This window comes from Bordetella sputigena, assembly GCF_965137885.1.
GTDB lineage: Bacteria > Pseudomonadota > Gammaproteobacteria > Burkholderiales > Burkholderiaceae_B > Bordetella_C > Bordetella_C sputigena.
Genome location: NZ_CBCSCA010000008.1, coordinates 108610 through 126365, shown reverse-complemented (window position 1 = coordinate 126365; position 17756 = coordinate 108610). Strand labels below are relative to the sequence as shown.

Here is a 17756-nt window from a genome sequence, read left to right as displayed (position 1 = left end):
TATGTATTTGCCTAGCTATAACTTCGGATCTCATGAAGTTACGGCTCCCACGGCCCGACAGCCGCGCGCATCCGCTTCGCGTCTATTTCCCGTCGGCGTCGCGTTTCCGTGGCGCGGCGCCGCGACGACCCAGCGCCTGGCGCGCCGTGACTTTCAGTGTCTCGAAGAGCGTGGCGATCAGCCGTTCCTTGGGCCCGGAAATGCGTTCCGCGAGCCCCACGTCGCGCATCATGGGCGGTTTGCCCAGCGGCACGATGCGCAGGCCGTAGAACCGGGCGATCGTGGTGTCGGACTGCGGGACGATCGAAACGCCCAGCCCATGGCGCACCATGACTTCGATGGCCTCGCGCGATTCCACGACCATGCTGGGGCGCAGCGCGATGCGGCGCTGGGCCAGGTGTTCCTCGATTTCCTGGCTGACCCAGAATTGCCTGCCGTAGCGGATATACGGAAATTCCCGCAACAGGGCTTCGTCGGTCTTGCCGCGCGCATGGGGCGGCGCGATCACCAGGATAGGCTCGCGCGCGAACTTGGTCCATTTGACGTTCGATACGTAGCCGCGAGGCTGGCCGAGGACGGCGGCATCGATCTCGCCATGCGATAGCTGTTCCAGCAGCGTCCCGGGACGGGCGTATTGCATCTGGATCTGCAGCCGCGGATGAGTGCGCATCAGGGTTTGCAGCGCGGGGGGAATAACGGTGGTGAGCACGGTCACCGAAGCGCCCAGCGTCAGCACGCCCGAGATGTCCGGCTGTTCCAGCACGGCCTCGCGCAGGCTTTCGTATTGCTGGATGATTTCCCGCGCGCGCAGGGCCAGCGAGCGGCCGGCCTCGTTCAGGCGGGCCGGCTTGCGCCGGCGGTCCAGCAGCTCGCACTGGTAGTCGGCTTCGAGATCGGTGATATGCGCGCTGACGGCCGGCACGCTAAGGAACAGGACTTCCGCGGCGGCCGTAATGCTTCCGTGATCGGCGACGGCCACTAGCGTTTTCAGTCTGCGCAAGGACATAACTTCAAGGAAGCCGAACTTAGGTTCTCGAAAAAACAGAATTGGCCTAAGAAGTTCGATGCTAGATTGTGATGGCCGGTTATCCGTGGCTTAGCCGGAAATAGCGCTTGCAGCATATCACAACGACACAGGAGACAATGCCATGAATAAACGCCGGTTATTGCGTGCGGTGGCGTGTACCGCGCTGGCCGCTTTCTCATTCGCCAGCCATGCGGCGTGGCCGGAAGGGCCGATCAAGATCATCGTGCCGTTCGGCGCGGGAGGCAACACCGACATCCTCGCGCGCATGGTGGCCCAGCAACTGGGCGAAGAGCTGCGTCAGCCGGTGATCGTGGAAAACAAGCCGGGCGCCGGGAGCATGCTGGGATCGCAGGTCGCGGCGCGGTCTCCGGCGGACGGCTATACCTTGTTGCTGGGCGGCATCGCCACCGTCTTGAACGACGTCACGTACAAAAAGCCGCTGATCGACATGCGCAAGGAACTGGTGCCGGTCTCCCTGCTGGCCACGGTTCCCAATTATCTGGCGGTCAATCCCAAACTGCCGGTATCCAGCACAAAAGAGCTGGTCGACATGTTGAAGGCCAGTCCCGGCAAGTACAGTTGCGCCAATTCGGGCGTGGGGACCAGCACCTATCTATCGTGCATCCTGTTCCGCGACCTGGCGAAGGTCGATATGGTGCTGGTGCCGTACAAGAGCGGCGTCCAGGCGTTGACCGACGTGATCGGCGGCAGCGCGACGATGGTGATGGTCAACGAATCGTTGCCTTATATCCGCCAGGGACAGCTGAAGGGGCTCGCGGTGACGTCGGCGGAGCCGTCGCCCTTGACGCCCAATCTGCCGCCTGTCGCCAAGACCCTGCCGGGCTATGACGTGACTTCCTGGTATGCGATTTTCGCGCCCGCCGGGACGCCCGACGCCATCGTGCAGAAAGTCGACCAGATGGCGCGCAAGGTGATGCACTCCAGGTCCGCCAAGGAAAAGCTCGACAGCCTGGGCGCGGTCGCCGGGACCATGGACCAGAAGCAGTTCGCGGTATTCGTGGACAAGGAACTGGACCGGTGGGGCAAGATCATCCGGCCGTTGAATCTGCAGCTGGACTGACCCGGGCACTGCCAATCGCGGGGCCGCCGAGGCGGCCCCGCATTGCATCGTATCGACGATGCGTATCAAACGATGGGACCGACGATACACGCCACGGCGTGTATCAACGGCGCCCGTCAACGATGCTTGTCTTCGTCGGCCATCGTGCGTTGCGCGGCCGGGCGCGCCATCATGCGCTGATAGTGGCCCGCCATCGCCGGCGGCAGCGGTATTTCGCGGCGGCCCGCCCACCATTCGATCAGGAAATAGCCGGCATCCAGGATGCTGAACTGCTGTCCCAGCGCGTAAGGCTTGTCGCCCAGCACGGCTTCCATGATACGCAGCCCATCCTCGATTACCTTGCGCCCCTCGCGCTTCACCAGCTCCGGATCGCCGTCCGGCGAGAAGGCGGCAGGATTGGCCAGGCGGCTGAAACCGCGCATATGCACGGTGGCGGCGATGTAGTCGAGCATTTCCTTGGCGCGGATCTGCTGCATGAAGTCATCGGGCAGCAGCCCGGCACGCGGATAGCGGTGCGCCAGGTACTGGCAGATGACCGGCATCTCGGTAATGACGCCGTCCTCCGTCCGCAGCGCGGGAACCTTGCCCTTGGGATTGACGGCCAGGTATTCCGGCTTTTTCTGGTCGGCGCTGGAAAAGCGCAACAGGTGGCGTTCGAACGGCTGGCCGATTTCCTCCAGCAACAGGTGGACAGCCATGGAACATGTGCCGACGGCGTAATACAACTTCATGCGGACCTCCCAGGAACGGTGCGGAATAAAAGTTACCGCCCCGAGGGGGCGGTCAGGTTTGCGGCCAGGCCGATGGCGCGCTGTAGATCATCGATCAGATCCCGTGGATCTTCCAGTCCGATGTGCAGGCGCAGCACGCCGGCCGTGCCGTCCCAGCTGGACTGGAAGGCCAGCTTGTCGGCGCGCGTGGGCAAGGCCAGGCTTTCGTAGCCGCCCCATGACGCGCCGATCGAAAACAAGGATAGATGGTCGGCCACCGCCGTGATGCGCCGCCAATCGAAGTCCTCGAATTCGACGCTGATCAAGCCGTTGGTGCCGCGGAAATCACGTTGCCACAGATCATGGCCGGGATGGTCCGGCAGGGCGGGGCAATAGACGCGGCGCACCCGCGGCAATTGGCGCAGGTGTTCGGCCACCTTCAGCGCGTTGCGGCCGTGCCGTTCCATGCGCACGTCGAGCGTGCGCAGCCCGCGCAAGGCCAGATAGGCGTCGTCGGCGCCCACGCAGAAGCCCATGGCGTCGTAGGTGGCGTCGAAGGCTTGCGCCAGGGCCGGATCGCCGAGGATGACCGCGCCTTGCATCAGGTCCGAATGGCCGGATATGTATTTGGTATTCGCGAGTACCGACACGCTCGCGCCCACGGCCAGCGGGTTGAACAGATATCCGGACGCCCAGGTGTTGTCGACCACCAGCGGGATGCCGCGGCGCGCGGCTTCCGCGCCCAATACACGCAGGTCGGCCATTTCGTAAAGGGTGGAGCCCGGGGTCTCGCTATAGATCATCGCGGTATTCGGCCGCAGGTGATCCTGTACGCGGTCCCGCGTCGCGCTGAAGAAGCTTACCTCCACCCCCATCTTGCGCAGCAGCGCCGCATCGATGCGCTTGATGGGCTGATAGACGTTGTCGCTGACGAGCACGTGCGCGCCCGCGTGCGTCAAGGCAAGAAAGGAGAGGGAAATGGCGCCCAGCCCGGAAGGGGCGAGCAAGGCGCGGCAGCCGCCCTCCAGCGCGCACAGCGCTTCTTCCAGCGCCCGATGCGTTTCCGTGCCATGGCGGCCGTAGGCCGATACGGTTTCGCCCGCATCGCGCCGGTGGTGGATCTCGTCCATCCGGTCGCAATCGTCGAACCGCACGGTGCTGGTCCTGACAACGGGAATATTGACCGGCGCCGTGCCATGGCGGCAATCCGGCTGGCCGGCGTGGATCAGGCGGGTGGCCGGACGCAACCCGGCGGGCCCGCTCATGCCGGCACGGCCCGCGTTGCGAGGCTTTTGCAGAAGCGGACGATACGGCGCGCGCCTTCCATGCATTCTTCCTCGTCGGCCACCAGGGCGAGCCGGACATGGCCGGCGCCCGGGTCTACCCCGTCGACCTCATTGGTGAGATACGTGCCGGGCAGCACCTGTACGTGTTCCTCGGCCATCAGCGCGCGCGCGAACGCTTCGTCGCTCATGCCGGTACGGCGGACGTCGACCCACAGGAAAAAGCCGGCCCGCGGCTCCTGCACCGGCAGCACCGATTGCAGCAGGGGGATGACCCGCCGGTACTTTGTTCGATAGCGTTCGCGATTGGCGTGGACGTGTTCTTCATCGTCCCACGCCGCGATGCTCGCGGCCTCCACGGCCTGGTTCATGCCGCCGCCATTGTAGGAACGGAATTGTTCGGTTTGCCGCAGCAGCGCCGCGTCGCCGGCGATGAAGCCGGATCGCAGTCCGGTCGCGTTCGAGCGCTTGGACAGGCTGAAGAACGCCGCCAGGCGCTCGTAGCCGGCACGTCCCAGCCGCGCGGCGGCTTGCAGGGCGCCCAGCGGGGGGACACCGTTGACGTAGATCTCGCTATAGCATTCGTCGGCCGCGATGATGAAGCCATGTTCATCGGACAGTTGGAAGAGCGTCCGCCAGTCGTCCAGCGTCAACGTATCGCCGCGTGGATTGTCGGGCGTGCAGACGAATATCAGCTGCGCGCGGCGCCAGATTTCCGCCGGTACGGCGGCATAGCGCTCGCCCATGCTGCCCGCGCCGTGCGTGGCGAAGTACCAGGGCGTCAGGCCGGACAGCTTGGTCACGCCGTCGTAGACCGCATAGCCGGGATTGGGGCAGATGACCAGGCTATCGGTGCGCGTCTTGTCCAGCACCGCTTCGGCAAAGGAGAACAGCCCTTCGCGTGCGCCGTTGACGGGCAATACCTGCGTGCGCGGATCCACGCGGGCCGGCGCATAGCGGCGCTCCACCCAGTTCGCAATGCTGCGGTGCATGGCGTCGGAGCCGCGCGTGGAAGGGTAGGCGTTGACTGTCCCGGCCGCGGCGGCGAAGGCATCGACCAGCACCCGCGGCAAGGGATGCCTGGGTTCGCCGACGGAAAAACGGATCAGGGGCTTGCCGGCCGGCGGCTGGATATCCGCAAGGAGGCGCGCCATACGCACCATGGGGTAGGGACCCAGCCGGTCGATGTAGGGATTGCTGGCGTTCGTCATCGTATGCCTTCAGATCGATGCCAGATCGCAGACGATCGGCGCCGCCATGTATTTCTTGTTGTAGCCCGTGACGGTGCCGGCCTCCACGTCGTAGCCCTGCCGGCCGTCGAGCGTATCCAGGGGTCTGCCGTACAGGTGCAGGTGGCGTATGACCTCGCTGCCTTCGCCATGGATACTGTGGATGTCGTCGGGCATGAAGCCCACCGTCGTTCCAGGCTGCACGACCACCGTGCGCACGTGTTCCAGCTTCGCGCGCCCGGGCACCGAGCCGTCATCGACCCGGCGATAGACCTTGTTCGTCTCCGCGCCCTGCAACGCCGCGATGGCGGCCCAGGTGGTGTGGTCGTGCGGCTTGCTGCTCTTGCCCGGCAGCAGCACATTCAGGTAGAGCGCGATGCCGTCGTCCGGTTCCCGGTGCAGCTGATACAGGGCCATGCCGGCGGGATCGCTGGATGGCGGAAAACTTTCCGGATCGAACAGGCCGGGTGTGGCGGCCAGGGTGGCCAGGGCGGACTGGATGTTCCGCAACGCTTCCGGCGTCACGTCGCGACCGTCCAAGGCGGTGCGCACCTGCTCAATCAAGGATAGGACCGCTTCGCGCCGTCGCATGCCCTTGGTCCGATCTACCATGTCAGTCTCCTTTCGCGCCCGTGAGCCCGGGGTCGGCTTGGTTCTGTGGCAGAGCGTAGCACGGGGAAATTCAGCTCAATTACGTTTTTTCCCGTCCTTAACTTCAGCGGCGATGAAGTTATGGCAAGCCCGGTCAGGCGCCACGGGCCCGGCGCCGCGGCGGCCTGCCGGTGGACTCCCGCACCACGAGGGTGGCGTCCACTTCATGGTGCAGGGGCGCCGCTTCGCCGGCCAGGGTCCGCACCAGGTACTCGCCGGCCCGGGTCCAGACCTCGTCGGTAGGCAGGTGCATGGTGGTCAGGCTGGGCCGCAAATGCCGGCTCCACTCCAGGTCGTCGAAGCCCATGACCGACAGATCGTCAGGCAGCCGCAGTCCCTGGCGTTCCGCTTCCAGAAGCACGCCATAGGCCAGCACATCGTTGCCGCAGATGACGGCGGTGGGACGCGGATCGCGCGCCAGCAGCGTGCGCGCCGCCTGCCGCGCGTCATCGAGCTTGTAGGGCACTTCGATATGCCACTCTGGCCGCAGGTCGAGCCCGGCGGCCTCCAGCGCCTGGCGTATGCCCTGTACCCGCGCCGAGGCCCGGTCGTTGTGGCGGGCAAGGGCGGCGACCACGCCGATATCGGTATGGCCCAGGCTCAACAGATACTCGCAGGCCCTGCGCGCCGCGCTTTCGTTATCGGCGCCGACCGACGCATAGGGTTTGTCGGGATGGTAGACGCCCACGTTCACGAAAGGTATGCGTTGCATCGCCAGCAAGCGCCGCAGCGCGGGCGTATGCACGTCGCCGCGCAGGATCAGTCCATCTATCCCGCGGCTCACCATGTTCTGCGCCTGCCGGTGCTCGACCTCCGGGTCGTAGCCGCTGGTCGCCAGCAGAAGCAGATAGTCCTGCGAAGAAAGATAGCGCTGCAGCGCCTCGATCCCGCGCGCGAACATGGCATTGTCCACGGTGGGAATGATCGCCCCTATAGTGCGCGTACGCCGTGACGAGAGGGCGCGCGCCGCCGCGTCGGGGATGTATCCGAGCTCCGCGATGGCGGCATCGATGCGGGCCCGCAGCTCCGCGCTGACGCTGGCCGGCGTATTCAGGGCGCGCGATATCGAGGCGGTGGAGACACCCGCCATCCTGGCTACCTCGCGTATACCCACCGCACGGTTGGATTTCATGAAACAGTTTTCAGAAAACGGCGCCGCCAGCGGGCGACTTCCGCACTGTATCAGAACCGACGTCGTCCACAAGGCGTAAGCGCAGGTAAAAACGACGCTGAAACGTGTTCCCGGGGGTTGACACGAATTTCCGCGGCGACTCATACTTCTGAAAACGGTTACATGAAAGAGCCGGTGTGACGGTGTACGGATCGCGCCAGGCCCTCACAGGAGACAAGGCATGCACAGCGCACTACGTGCCGTGGTCGTCGGCATTTCCTTCGCCACGTTGCTATCCGCATCCCCCCGCGCCACGGCCCAGGCCTTCGATTGGCACAAGTACGCGGGTACGCGCATCACCTTCCTGGCCAACAACAATCCCGTGGCCAATGCCCTCGTCAAGCACAAGGACGAGTTCGAAAAGCTGACCGGCATCGAGTTGAAAGTCGACGCCTACCAGGAGCAGCAGATGCGCCAGCGCCTGGTAACCAGCATGAACGCGCGCAGCAGCGAGGTCGATGTCTTCATGTCGCTGCCGTCGCGCGAAGGACTGCAATTCGCCCGCGCCGGCTGGTATGCGGACCTGACGCCCTATCTGGCGAATGCGGTCGCGCCGGACTATGACGCCAAGGACTTCAGCCCCGGCCTGGTCAAGGACGCGACGGTGGACGGCAAGCTCATCGGCGTGCCGCTGAATCTCGAAGGTCCGGTGCTGTACTACCGCGGCGACATCTTCAAGAAATGCGGCGTGGCGTTGCCGGCCGACCTGAAGGATATGCCCGCGCTGGCCGACCGGCTCAAGAAATGCGAGCCCGACCTGACGCCTTTCGTCTCGCGCGGACAGAAGCCGGCGCTGCCGTTTACCTACAGTGTTTTCCTGCACAACATGGGCGGCAGCTATATGCAGGACGGCAAGTCGGCGCTCTGCTCGCCGGCCGGCGTCGCGTCGATCCGGCTCTATGCCGGACTGCTCAAGGACTACGGGCCGCCGGGGGTGGTGAACTACAGCTTCTACCAGATATCGTCGCTCTACAAGGCCGGCCGGGCCGTGATGGCCTTCGAGTCGTCCAACGAACTGAGCACGATCATGCAGGGTGGCGCGCGCGAAGGCGACACCAATGTGGCGGTGCTGCCGGCCGGCGCCGGCGGTTCGCATCCGACCATGATCGGCTGGACCATGGCGGTGTCCAACTACAGCAGGCACAAGGACGCCGCGTGGCTGTTCCTGCAGTGGGCCAGCAGTCCCGCGATGCAGAAGAAACTGGCCCTGGAAGGCATCGCGCCGCCGCGCGTGTCCGCCTTGCGGGATCCCGCCTTCACGGCCTGGGCCGACCAGCAGCCCGCGCGCCGGCAGTGGGTGGCGGCCCTGGATCAATTGAGCCGCACGGGCACGGCGGAGGTCGGCTATCCCATCGTGGCGAATCCGGCTTCGCGCGAGTTCATCGGCCAGGCGGTGAACGACGTCATGCTGGGAAGCCGGCCGGCGGAGCAGGCCTGCACGCAGGCCGACCAGTCCTTGAACGACCTCATCGCCAAGGAATAGCAATGTTCGACTACGAACCAGGCCATCGCGTGCTTATCGTAGGCGGCGTGGGCGATATCGGATCGGCCATGGCGCGGGCTTTCCTGGCCCACGGCTGCGAAGTGATCGCCACCGGCGTGGATGCCGCGGCGGTGCGGGACAGTCGCCTGCGACCGCAAGCCGGCCTGACGCTGGACGCGCTGGACATCACCGACGATGCGGCGGTAGGCCGCTTCGTCGGCGGGCTCGGGCACCTGGACACGCTGGTCAATTGCGCGGGGATTCTTGCGCGGGGCAAGGAATTCGAGATCGCCACTTTCCAGCGGGTCATCGACGTCAACCTGACGGGTACTTTCCGGATGTGCGCGGCATGCCAGCCGCTGCTGGCGGCGAGCGGGCGCTGTCCGAGCATCATCAATACCGCGTCCATGAATGCCTACGCCGCCTTGCCACTCATCCCGGCATATTGCGCCAGCAAGGGCGCGGTGGTGATGCTGACCAAATCGCTGGCCGTGGCCTGGGCCGGGCAGGGCGTGCGGGTGAACGCCGTGGCGCCCGGTTATGTGGAGACCTCATTGAACGCCGAGGGACGCAGCGATGCCGCCCACTATGCCCGCATCCGCGAGCGCATCCCGCAGGGCCGCTGGGCGCAGCCGGATGACATTTCCGGCAGCGCGCTGTTCCTCGGCTCGACCGCGGCCCGCTACATCACCGGGACCGTGCTGCCCGTCGATGGCGGGTTCCTGGCTGGCTGAGCAGCCGCGCATATACCGAGGAGCGGCACAGATGAGCGCGCATACGAGCAACTATCAGGGCCTGCAGGCACGCCGCGGTTCCATGGCGTCGCGCGCGACGAAAATCCGATCGCGCGCGTTCGGCACCTCCGGCAAACTGGCCGCCATGTCGGCACCGGCGCTGTGCTTCACGGTACTGCTGATCGCCTTTCCCTTCGGCTATACGATCTGGCTCAGCCTGAACGAGTTTTCGCTGGGCGGCGCCATGCATTTCAACGGCGGCCTGAACTATGTGCGCATGGTACGGGACGGGGAGTTCTGGCATGGGCTGAAGATCACGCTGGCGCTATACGCCTTGTCGCTGGCGCTTCAACTGGTGCTGGGCACCTACATGGCGATGCTGCTGCATGGCTCCCGCCGCCTGTCCGGATCGATGCGCACGCTGCTGATCTCGCCGTTCGTCCTGCCGCCGGTGGTGGTCGGCATGATGTTCGTCGTCATACTCGACCCGGCCATCGGCGTGGCCAACTGGCTGCTGCAGCAGGCCGGGCTGCCGCCCTCGGAATGGCTGGCGTCGCCCACCTGGGTCATCCCGACCATTGCCTTGCTCGATACGTGGCAATGGACGCCTTACGTGGCCCTTATCGTCCTGGGCGGCCTGCAGTCGCTGCCGCCCAATGTGTACGAGGCGGCGCAGATCGACGGCGCGTCGCGGCTGCGCATATTCTTTCGCATCACGCTGCCGCTGCTTGCCCCGACGCTGGTGACCGCGGCGATCCTGCGCAGCGTGGACCTGCTGCGTTTCTTCGACATCATCTACATCACGACGCAGGGCGGCCCCGGCAATGCGTCCAACACGCTGAACATCTACGGCTTTCGCAAGGGCTTCGAATTCTTCGAGATGGGATATGCCAGCGCGCTGATGGTGACCCTGTCCACCATCGTGCTCATGGCCGTCATCGTTCTGGTGCGCGCCAGGAAGCGCGCCGCCTGGTAGGAGAGGCCGATGTCCGAACGCATGCTGAACAGGCTCAATGCGCTGCAACTGGCCCTGGTGGCCGTCATCATCCTGGCGCCGGTCGCCTGGATGGTCATGGCCTCGTTCAAGGGGCCGAACGACGTGATCGCATATCCGCCCGCGCTGCGCTTCGCGCCGACGCTGGACAACTATCGGCAGCTGTTCGAAACCACGCCATTTCTGGCGTACACCTGGAACAGCGTGGTGGTGACGGCCGGTTCGACGCTGATCGGCATCCTGCTGGGCGTGCCGGCCGCCTACGCCGTGTCCTGGACGCGCATCACCTGGCCGGCCACCGTCACGCTGATGGCCAGGATGGCGCCGGGCACGCTGTTCCTCCTGCCCTGGTACGTCATGTTCCGCCATTTCGACCTGATCGGTTCGTACACCGCGCTGATCCTGACGCATGCGGTGATCACCATGCCCATCGTGATATGGGTGCTGCTGCCTTTTTTCGATGCCATCCCGCGCAGCGTGCTGGAAAGCGCCCAGGTCGACGGTTGCGGGGTATTCCGCATCCTGTGGCGCATTGCCTTGCCGCTGGTCATGCCGGGCCTGATCGTCGCCGCGATCCTGGCCTTTGTGTTCTCGTGGAATTACTTCCTCTTCGCGCTGGTGCTTTCCGATGGGGACACCAAGACGCTTATTGCCGCCTCATTCAATTTCGTCGGTGAAGGTTCGACCAACTGGGGCGGGCTGATGGCGGCCGCCACGCTGATCGCCTTGCCGCCGTTGCTGCTGGCGTTCGCCGTGCAGCGCCGCCTGGTCGGCGGGCTGGCGCTGGGTGCTGTAAAGGGATAGGAGTCGTTGATGAAAGCTGCCGTATTCCATGGCGACAAGCGGGTCACGATCGAAGACGTGCAAGCCCCCGTCGCCGCCTCGGGCGAAGTACTGCTGAAAGTGGCGCGCACGGCGCTGTGCGGATCCGACACCAAACTGTGGATCAAAGGCGCCAACTACACGCCGGGACACGAAATATTCGGCGTGGTCCAGCAACCCGGGCATCCGATGCACGGCAGGCGCTGCCTGGTGTACATCCCGGTGCACTGCGGCCATTGCGAAAGCTGCATGCGCGGCGACACGCAAATGTGCCTGAACGAGTCCGTGCTGGTCGGCTGGAACCGGCCCGGCGGGTACGCGGAATACCTGGCCGTGCCCGAGCGCTGCCTGCTTCCCGTGCCCGACGACATCGAGGACGACGTCGCGCCGCTGTTGCTGGACACCATAGGCACGGCCGCGCATGGCATACGCTTCGTTCGTCCCCTGGTGCCGCCTTCGGACGCCGGGCCGGTGCTGATTACCGGCGCCGGTCCCGTCGGCATGGGCGCATTGGTCGCGCTGCAGAACATGGGCTATGAGGAGGTCTACGTATCCGACCCGAAGGAGGAACGGCTGCGGCTGGCCGCATCCTTCGGCGCGCGCCGCTGCGCGGTGGACGACGACACGCGGCGTTTCAAGTTGATCGTGGAATGCAGCGGCGCTCACGCCGCCCGCAGCCGCGGCATGGAAATCGTCGCGCCGCGCGGCGTACTCATCCTGATCGGCGAAAACGACCAGCCATGGCCGGTGCAGGAAAACAAGGCCATCCGCCGCAAGGATTTCTACATGGTGCGGACCTTCTATTTCCCGATCGCCGATTTCGCGCTGAACGTGGAATTGCTGCGCAAGGAGAAGTCGCGCTACCGGCGCCTGGTCGACGCGCAGTTCGGCCTGGACCGGCTGCCGGAGATGTTCGGCCGTTTCGTCGCGGGCGAACTGGTGAAACCCCTGTTGTCCTTCGCATGAGGCAGACATGGCATCGATACGGCTTCAGCGCCTGGTAAAGAAGTTCGCCGGACACACCGTCATTCCCAAATTGGACCTGGAGGTGCGGGACCGCGAGTTCCTGGTGTTCGTCGGTCCATCCGGATGCGGGAAATCGACGCTGCTGCGCATCATCGCCGGCCTGGAAACCGTCGACGAGGGCGAGGTCTACATCGATGACCGCTGCGTCAACGACGTCACGCCGGCCCAGCGCGACATCAGCATGGTGTTCCAGGACTATGCCCTGTATCCCCATATGACCGTGCGCCAGAACATGGCGTTCAGCCTGGAAATGCGCCGCATGGCGCGCGACGAGATCGACCGCCGCGTCCAGCGGGCCGCCGCCATGCTGCGGATCGAGGAATACCTGGACCGCAAGCCGCGCGCGCTGTCCGGCGGCCAGCGCCAGCGCGTCGCCATGGGCCGCGCCATGGTGCGCAATCCCAAGGTATTCCTGTTCGACGAACCGCTGTCCAACCTGGATGCGAAGTTGCGCGGCGAAGTCCGCACCGAAATCAAGGCGCTTTCGCAGGCATTGCAGACGACCATGATCTTCGTCACGCATGACCAGGTCGAAGCCATGACGATGGCTGACCGCATTGTCGTGCTGAAGGGAGGCGTCGTGCAGCAGGTGGGAGCGCCGGAACACGTGTACGCCAACCCGGTCAATCAATTCGTCGCCGGTTTCATCGGTTCTCCTTGCATGAACTTCTTCAAGGCCGCCGTCGATGGACACGGCGTGCGGCTGGCCGATGGCACGCTACTGCCGCTGCCCGGCGAGGTACTGCACCCGCTGCAGCGCCAGGCGGTCCGCGAGGCCGTGCTTGGCGTGCGTCCGGAGCACCTTCGCATCCTGCCCGACGGCCAGGGCCCCCTGAAAGCGCGAGCCTGCGTGGTGGAGCCCCTGGGTGCCGACACGCTGGTGCATTTCGATAGCTGCGATGCGCGCCACGTGGTTCGCGCCGATCCCCAGATCCGCGTGCGGCCGGGCGATATGCTGAGCCTGGGTTTCCGTCCCGAATGCGCCCACTTCTTCCATGGCCCCGAAGGGCGCAACGCCCGTCCGGTGGAGACCGTGCAATGAAAGCGGAGGCGATGCCGTCGGATATCGGCGCCATCCGCGCGCCATCCCTGATCTGCCTGGGGCTTTCCGCATTCGATCTGACCTGGGTAGTGGACCGGCTGCTGCCCGGCGGCAAGGCCCGCGCCGGCGAACACCACGAAGGCGGCGGCGGCATGGCCGCCAACGCGGCCGTCGCCGCCGCGCGGCTCGGCGCAAGCGTCCGTTTCTGGGGAAGGGCCGGCGACGATCTCGCGGGTCGCGCCATGCGCCAGGAACTGGCGGATCTGGGTGTGGACGTCAGCGATTTCCGCTTGTTTGAACATGCGCGATCGTCGGTGTCGGGGATCCTGGTGGACGCCGAGGGCGAACGCACGATCGTCAATTTTCGCGGCGAAGGCCTGCCCGACGATGCCGCGTGGCTGCCCCTGCGGCATGTCGCGGGCAGCGACGCGGTACTGGCCGATCCGCGCTGGCCCGACGGCGCATGCGCGCTGTTCGCGCGGGCGCGCGAGCTGGGCGTGCCCAGCGTGCTCGATGGCGACGTCGCCGATGCCGCGATATTCGACCGCCTGCTGCCCTTGACCGACTTCGCGGTATTTTCCGAGCCGGGGCTGGCCGGATATGCGGCCGGCATGGACGACGTCGGCGCGCGGCTGGCCTATGCACGCCGCCGTGGTTGCCGCGTGGCGGCGGTCACCTTGGGCGCGCGCGGCATGGCATGGGACGCCGGGGAAGGGACACGCCACATGCCGGCCCGCAAGGTGCGTCCCGTGGATACGACGGGCGCGGGCGACGTGTTCCATGGCGCGCTCGCATATGGACTGGCGCTGCGCTGGCCCATGGAGGACGCGTTCCGATTCTCGGCGGCGGCCGCTGCCTGCAAATGCCTGCATCGCGGGGGCAGGTCGGGCGCGCCCGATCTGCAAACCGCCTGGACTTTCCTACATCGATCCGAGGAGTAGACATGCCTGCCGAATTGCGCCTGGGCAAGACCTGGGGCCTGCGCCGCATGGCGACCGACCAGGGCCACTTCGCCATGGTGGCGCTGGACCAGCGCCCGCCCATCATCAACCTCATTGCCGAAAAGCGCGGCGTGGCGCCCGACGCGGTCGCCTACGCCGACGTCCTGGAGGTGAAGCGCCTGCTGGTGGACGCCCTCGGCGGGCATGCGAGCGCGATGCTGTTCGATCCCAACTATGCCTTTCCGGCAGGGCTGCAACGGCTGCCGGCCCGAACCGGCCTGGTGGTGACGCTGGAAGATCATCGCTTCGAAGATACGCCGGGCGGACGCCGGTCGCATTCCATCCGCGATTGGAGCGTGGAGAAGATCAAGCGGGTGGGCGGCGATGGCGTGAAAGTACTGGCGTGGTATCGACCGGATGCCGAGCCCGAAGTCCGGCAGCATCAACAGCGCTACGTCGAAGCCATCGGCCGGGAGTGCCGCAAGTGGGATATCCCGCTGGTGCTGGAATTGCTGGTGTACCCCTTTGCGCGGTCGGCCGGCCATACCACCGATTACGTGGAGTCGCCGGAAAAGCTGCCGGAACTGGTCATCGACAGCGTGCGCGAATTCGCACACCCGCGCTATGGCGTGGATCTTTTCAAGCTGGAAAGCCCCTTGCCGGGCGCGTCGCTGCCGGTCCGCGACGGCGGCGACGCGCATCGGGCCGCCCAGGCATGGTTCGACCGCATGGGGCAGGTGTGCGCGCAGGCCGGGATCCCCTGGGTCATGCTGTCCGCCGGCGTAACCGGCGAGCAATTCCTGCGCGTCATGGAGTATGCATACGCGGCCGGCGCCAATGGTTTCCTGGCGGGCCGGGCGATCTGGGGACAAGCGCTGCGCAATTATCCGGATGTGGCGCGGTGCGCGTCCGTGTTGCGGGAGCAGGGCCGAGATACCCTGCGCCGTCTCGGCGCCTTGACCTCAGCCAGCGGCAAACCCTGGGTGCCGGGCTATGGCGCGCTGGAAGAGATGGGCAGGGAAGGGCAGTTCTGCGCGGCCTACGCCTGAACCGCCGCGCGTGACGCGATGGGGGCGCGGTGGGCGCTGGCACCTCGCCCGTGGGCACTCCGCGCCACGCCGTGCCCACGGCTTGCGCAGGCGGCGAACCAGCGATCAGAACGTCGCCTGCGGCAACTGCCGTTTGTCGAAGACCAGGTGCGCCTGCGCATCTTCGGGGATGGGTGGCAGGCTGGCGTCCCACGCGCGCCAGGCCTCCATCAATTCCGCCAGCTTGCCGGGCTCTCGGTCGCGCAGATTCGCCCGTTCCCGTTCGTCCTTGGAGAGATCGAAAAGGTAAGGTATCCCTTCGACCTGCAGGTACTTCCAATCCCCGCGGATCAGCGCCCGCTGATCACGATGTTTCATACGCCAGCAAAGATCGCGCTCGGCGATGGGCGCCTCGCCGCGCAGCATGGGCAGCAGCGATATGCCATCGAGCGGGTACCCTGGCGCCGCGCTCACGCCGGCGGCGTCGAGGAAGGTTGCGGTCCAGTCCATGGTCATGTGCGGAAGGCCGCTAAGCACCTCACCCGGAAGGCCGTTCGGCCAGCTCGCCACTACCGGCACGCGTATGCCGCCTTCGAGCAGATCCATCTTCTGGCCGACGAAGGGCCAGTTGTTGGAAAAGCGCTCTCCGCCGTTATCGCTGGTGAAAACGATGAAGGTGTCTTCGAGAATGCCTTTCTTTTCCAAGGCGGACACGATCCAGCCCACGCCTTCGTCCATGTGATGGATCATGCGCTGGTACGTGCGTATCGAACCGCCGTCCAGGTGTTTGCCTATGCCGGCGATGCGCCGCGATTCGTCGGCGTCCTCGCGCGTCAGCCACGGCCAGTGCGGCGCGCTGTAGTGCAGGCTGAGCAGGAACGGCCGCGTATCATCCGCGGCCGAAATGTAGTCGCAGGCACGCTGGCTCAATAGATCGGTAAGGTAGCCCTGGCGCTCGATCGCCTGGTCGTTCTCCCACAGGTCCGGCTTGCCGCGCGGATCGCAATGCGCGAAGTAATCGGAGCCGCCGGCATGGAAGCCGAAGAAATAGTCGTAGCCGGATTTCGTCGGACCGAAACGGGGCGCGGGCCCCAGATGCCACTTGCCTATCAATGCCGTGTCATACCCGGCCGCCCTCAACAGGGAAGGCAGCGTCGGGTGCTCCGGCGCAAGCCCCAGGACCTTGTCGTCACGCATGACCGTGGGCAGGGGTTCTTCGGCGCCGCCGCGCAAGCGGTACTGCCATCTGCCGGTAATCAGGGCGAAACGGGTGGGGGAGCAGACGGCGGAATTGGAATAGCCGCGCGTGAAGCGCACGCCGCCGGCCGCGAGCCGGTCCAGGTTCGGCGAAATATCCGCCGGCCTGTTCCGCTCATCCATGGCCCCGGTGCAGCCGAGGTCGGCATAGCCCAGGTCATCGGCCAGGATGAATATGAAGTTGGGACGTCTGGGTCGGTTCATCTTCGTCATGGATCATGGTCGGTCCCTCGGAGTTCGACGGGCCGCCGCGCGTGTGCGAGGGTGTGCCAGGCTACTGCAGGACGATGTTCGCCTTTTTGGCGATCATGCGGGATTGTTCGATGCTGGCGCGGGCAAACGCGGTGGGATCCTGGGCATCCTTGCCGGGCGCATCCAGTCCGCTCGCCTTGAGCAATTCCAGTATCTGCGGCGCGCGCAGCGCGTCGGCGACCGCGCGCCGAAATTTTTCCATGACCGCTTCGGGCGTGCCGTTCGGCATCGCCGCGACGTACCACTGGGTCAGCTGGAAATCGGTGATGCCGGCCTCCTGGAAAGTCGGCACGTCCGGGAGGGAGGCGACCCGATAGGGCGAAGTGACGGCGTAGGCAATCAGCTTGCCATCGCGAACCTGCGGAAGAACCGTGGATACGCCAAGGAATCCCAGGTTTACCTGCCCACCCATCACGTTGGCCAGGGCCTGGGTGCCGCCCTTGTAGGGCACATGCACCATCTGCGCGTGCAGCGCCAGGTTGAACATCGCGCCGGCGATGTGCTGGCCGGTACCCACTCCCGAGCTTGCATAGTTGAAACTCGCGGGGGCCTTTTCGATGGCGGCCCGCAGCTGCTTGAAGTCGGCGGGGCCGTTCTTGCTCCCCACCATGACGACCGCGCCTTCGGCGAGCGTCGCCACGCCGACGAGCTTTTCGCCGATCTCCAGGCCGTCATCCTCACGCAGGATGGGGCCGGGAACCGTGATCAGGGTGTAGCCGTCGGGCTTGGCCCTGGCCACCGAGGCGAGCGCGATCGCTCCCGCGGCGCCGGCCTTGTTTTCGACGACGATGTTCTGCTTCAGCGTAGCGCCGACCTGTTGGGCGATCGCGCGGGTAATGACGTCGACGGACCCGCCGGCGCTGAAACCCACGACCCAGGTAATGGGCTTTTCGTCCGGCCACGCCGGCTCGGCTTGCGCCGCCGCCGCGGCCGTCGCCATGGCCACCGCCAGGCAGGCAGTGGCGAGTATCTTGGAAGTCTTCAACGCGGGCCCCAGAGCGTATTTTTGATGGTGGTGTTGGCGC

General features: G+C 65.7%; 17 protein-coding genes. 9 read left to right on the top strand and 8 right to left on the bottom strand.

Annotated features, from left to right (window positions below; translation table 11 throughout):
- Positions 1-82: 82 nt before the first annotated feature.
- Positions 83-1000 (bottom strand): LysR family transcriptional regulator, encoded by a 918-nt coding sequence (locus tag ACNA0R_RS16745; RefSeq protein ID WP_415827170.1) that lies wholly within the window; start codon positions 998-1000, stop codon positions 83-85.
- Between the two features lie 148 nt (positions 1001-1148).
- On the opposite strand from ACNA0R_RS16745, the gene ACNA0R_RS16740 reads away from it, so the two are divergent.
- Positions 1149-2108 carry a Bug family tripartite tricarboxylate transporter substrate binding protein gene (locus tag ACNA0R_RS16740; protein ID WP_415827169.1) on the top strand — a complete coding sequence of 320 codons (960 nt, stop codon included), beginning with the start codon at positions 1149-1151 and terminating at the stop codon, positions 2106-2108.
- Positions 2109-2224: 116 nt separating this feature from the next.
- Here ACNA0R_RS16740 and ACNA0R_RS16735 read toward each other — a convergent pair whose 3' ends face one another.
- From ACNA0R_RS16735 to ACNA0R_RS16715, 5 genes are all read right to left on the bottom strand, one after another.
- Complete coding sequence (locus ACNA0R_RS16735) at positions 2225-2839, bottom strand: glutathione S-transferase family protein (RefSeq protein ID WP_415827168.1); 615 nt, start codon at positions 2837-2839, stop codon at positions 2225-2227.
- Positions 2840-2871: 32 nt separating this feature from the next.
- Positions 2872-4083: a trans-sulfuration enzyme family protein gene (locus ACNA0R_RS16730; RefSeq protein ID WP_415827167.1), complete on the bottom strand. Its 1212-nt coding sequence runs from the start codon at positions 4081-4083 to the stop codon at positions 2872-2874.
- On the bottom strand, positions 4080-5312 hold the full coding sequence (dapC, locus tag ACNA0R_RS16725; protein ID WP_415827166.1) for a succinyldiaminopimelate transaminase: 1233 nt from the start codon (positions 5310-5312) through the stop codon (positions 4080-4082). Before dapC ends, ACNA0R_RS16730 begins: the two co-directional genes overlap by 4 nt.
- 9 nt (positions 5313-5321) lie before the next feature.
- Positions 5322-5942, bottom strand: a complete 621-nt coding sequence (locus ACNA0R_RS16720; RefSeq protein WP_415827165.1) for a cysteine dioxygenase family protein — start codon at positions 5940-5942, stop codon at positions 5322-5324.
- Positions 5943-6075: 133 nt separating this feature from the next.
- Positions 6076-7113, bottom strand: coding sequence for a LacI family DNA-binding transcriptional regulator (locus ACNA0R_RS16715; protein ID WP_415827164.1), 1038 nt, complete (start codon positions 7111-7113; stop codon positions 6076-6078).
- Positions 7114-7333: 220 nt separating this feature from the next.
- Here ACNA0R_RS16715 and ACNA0R_RS16710 point away from each other — a divergent pair, with 220 nt between their 5' ends.
- From ACNA0R_RS16710 to ACNA0R_RS16675, 8 genes are read left to right on the top strand one after another with little or no spacing between them, the layout of a single operon-like run.
- Complete coding sequence (locus tag ACNA0R_RS16710) at positions 7334-8635, top strand: ABC transporter substrate-binding protein (protein ID WP_415827163.1); 1302 nt, start codon at positions 7334-7336, stop codon at positions 8633-8635.
- Between the two features lie 2 nt (positions 8636-8637).
- Positions 8638-9369: an SDR family NAD(P)-dependent oxidoreductase gene (locus ACNA0R_RS16705; RefSeq protein WP_415827162.1), complete on the top strand. Its 732-nt coding sequence runs from the start codon at positions 8638-8640 to the stop codon at positions 9367-9369.
- A gap of 31 nt (positions 9370-9400) precedes the next feature.
- Positions 9401-10345: a carbohydrate ABC transporter permease gene (locus ACNA0R_RS16700; RefSeq protein WP_415827161.1), complete on the top strand. Its 945-nt coding sequence runs from the start codon at positions 9401-9403 to the stop codon at positions 10343-10345.
- Positions 10346-10354: 9 nt separating this feature from the next.
- The gene (locus ACNA0R_RS16695; protein WP_415827160.1) at positions 10355-11167 is read left to right on the top strand and encodes a carbohydrate ABC transporter permease; all 813 of its coding nucleotides are present in this window, start codon (positions 10355-10357) and stop codon (positions 11165-11167) included.
- A 9-nt stretch (positions 11168-11176) separates the two neighbouring features.
- Positions 11177-12151: an alcohol dehydrogenase catalytic domain-containing protein gene (locus ACNA0R_RS16690; protein ID WP_415827159.1), complete on the top strand. Its 975-nt coding sequence runs from the start codon at positions 11177-11179 to the stop codon at positions 12149-12151.
- 7 nt (positions 12152-12158) lie between these two features.
- On the top strand, positions 12159-13253 hold the full coding sequence (locus ACNA0R_RS16685; protein WP_415827158.1) for an ABC transporter ATP-binding protein: 1095 nt from the start codon (positions 12159-12161) through the stop codon (positions 13251-13253).
- Positions 13250-14194, top strand: a complete 945-nt coding sequence (locus tag ACNA0R_RS16680; RefSeq protein WP_415827157.1) for a PfkB family carbohydrate kinase — start codon at positions 13250-13252, stop codon at positions 14192-14194. Before ACNA0R_RS16685 ends, ACNA0R_RS16680 begins: the two co-directional genes overlap by 4 nt.
- Before the next feature lie 2 nt (positions 14195-14196).
- On the top strand, positions 14197-15243 hold the full coding sequence (locus ACNA0R_RS16675) for a tagatose 1,6-diphosphate aldolase (protein WP_415827156.1): 1047 nt from the start codon (positions 14197-14199) through the stop codon (positions 15241-15243).
- A 105-nt stretch (positions 15244-15348) separates the two neighbouring features.
- Here the strand turns inward: ACNA0R_RS16675 and ACNA0R_RS16670 are convergent, their stop codons facing one another.
- Both ACNA0R_RS16670 and ACNA0R_RS16665 read right to left on the bottom strand, forming a co-directional pair.
- Positions 15349-16683 (bottom strand): sulfatase-like hydrolase/transferase, encoded by a 1335-nt coding sequence (locus ACNA0R_RS16670; protein ID WP_415827155.1) that lies wholly within the window; start codon positions 16681-16683, stop codon positions 15349-15351.
- Positions 16684-16753: 70 nt separating this feature from the next.
- On the bottom strand, positions 16754-17716 hold the full coding sequence (locus tag ACNA0R_RS16665; RefSeq protein ID WP_415827154.1) for a Bug family tripartite tricarboxylate transporter substrate binding protein: 963 nt from the start codon (positions 17714-17716) through the stop codon (positions 16754-16756).
- Positions 17717-17756 lie beyond the last annotated feature (40 nt).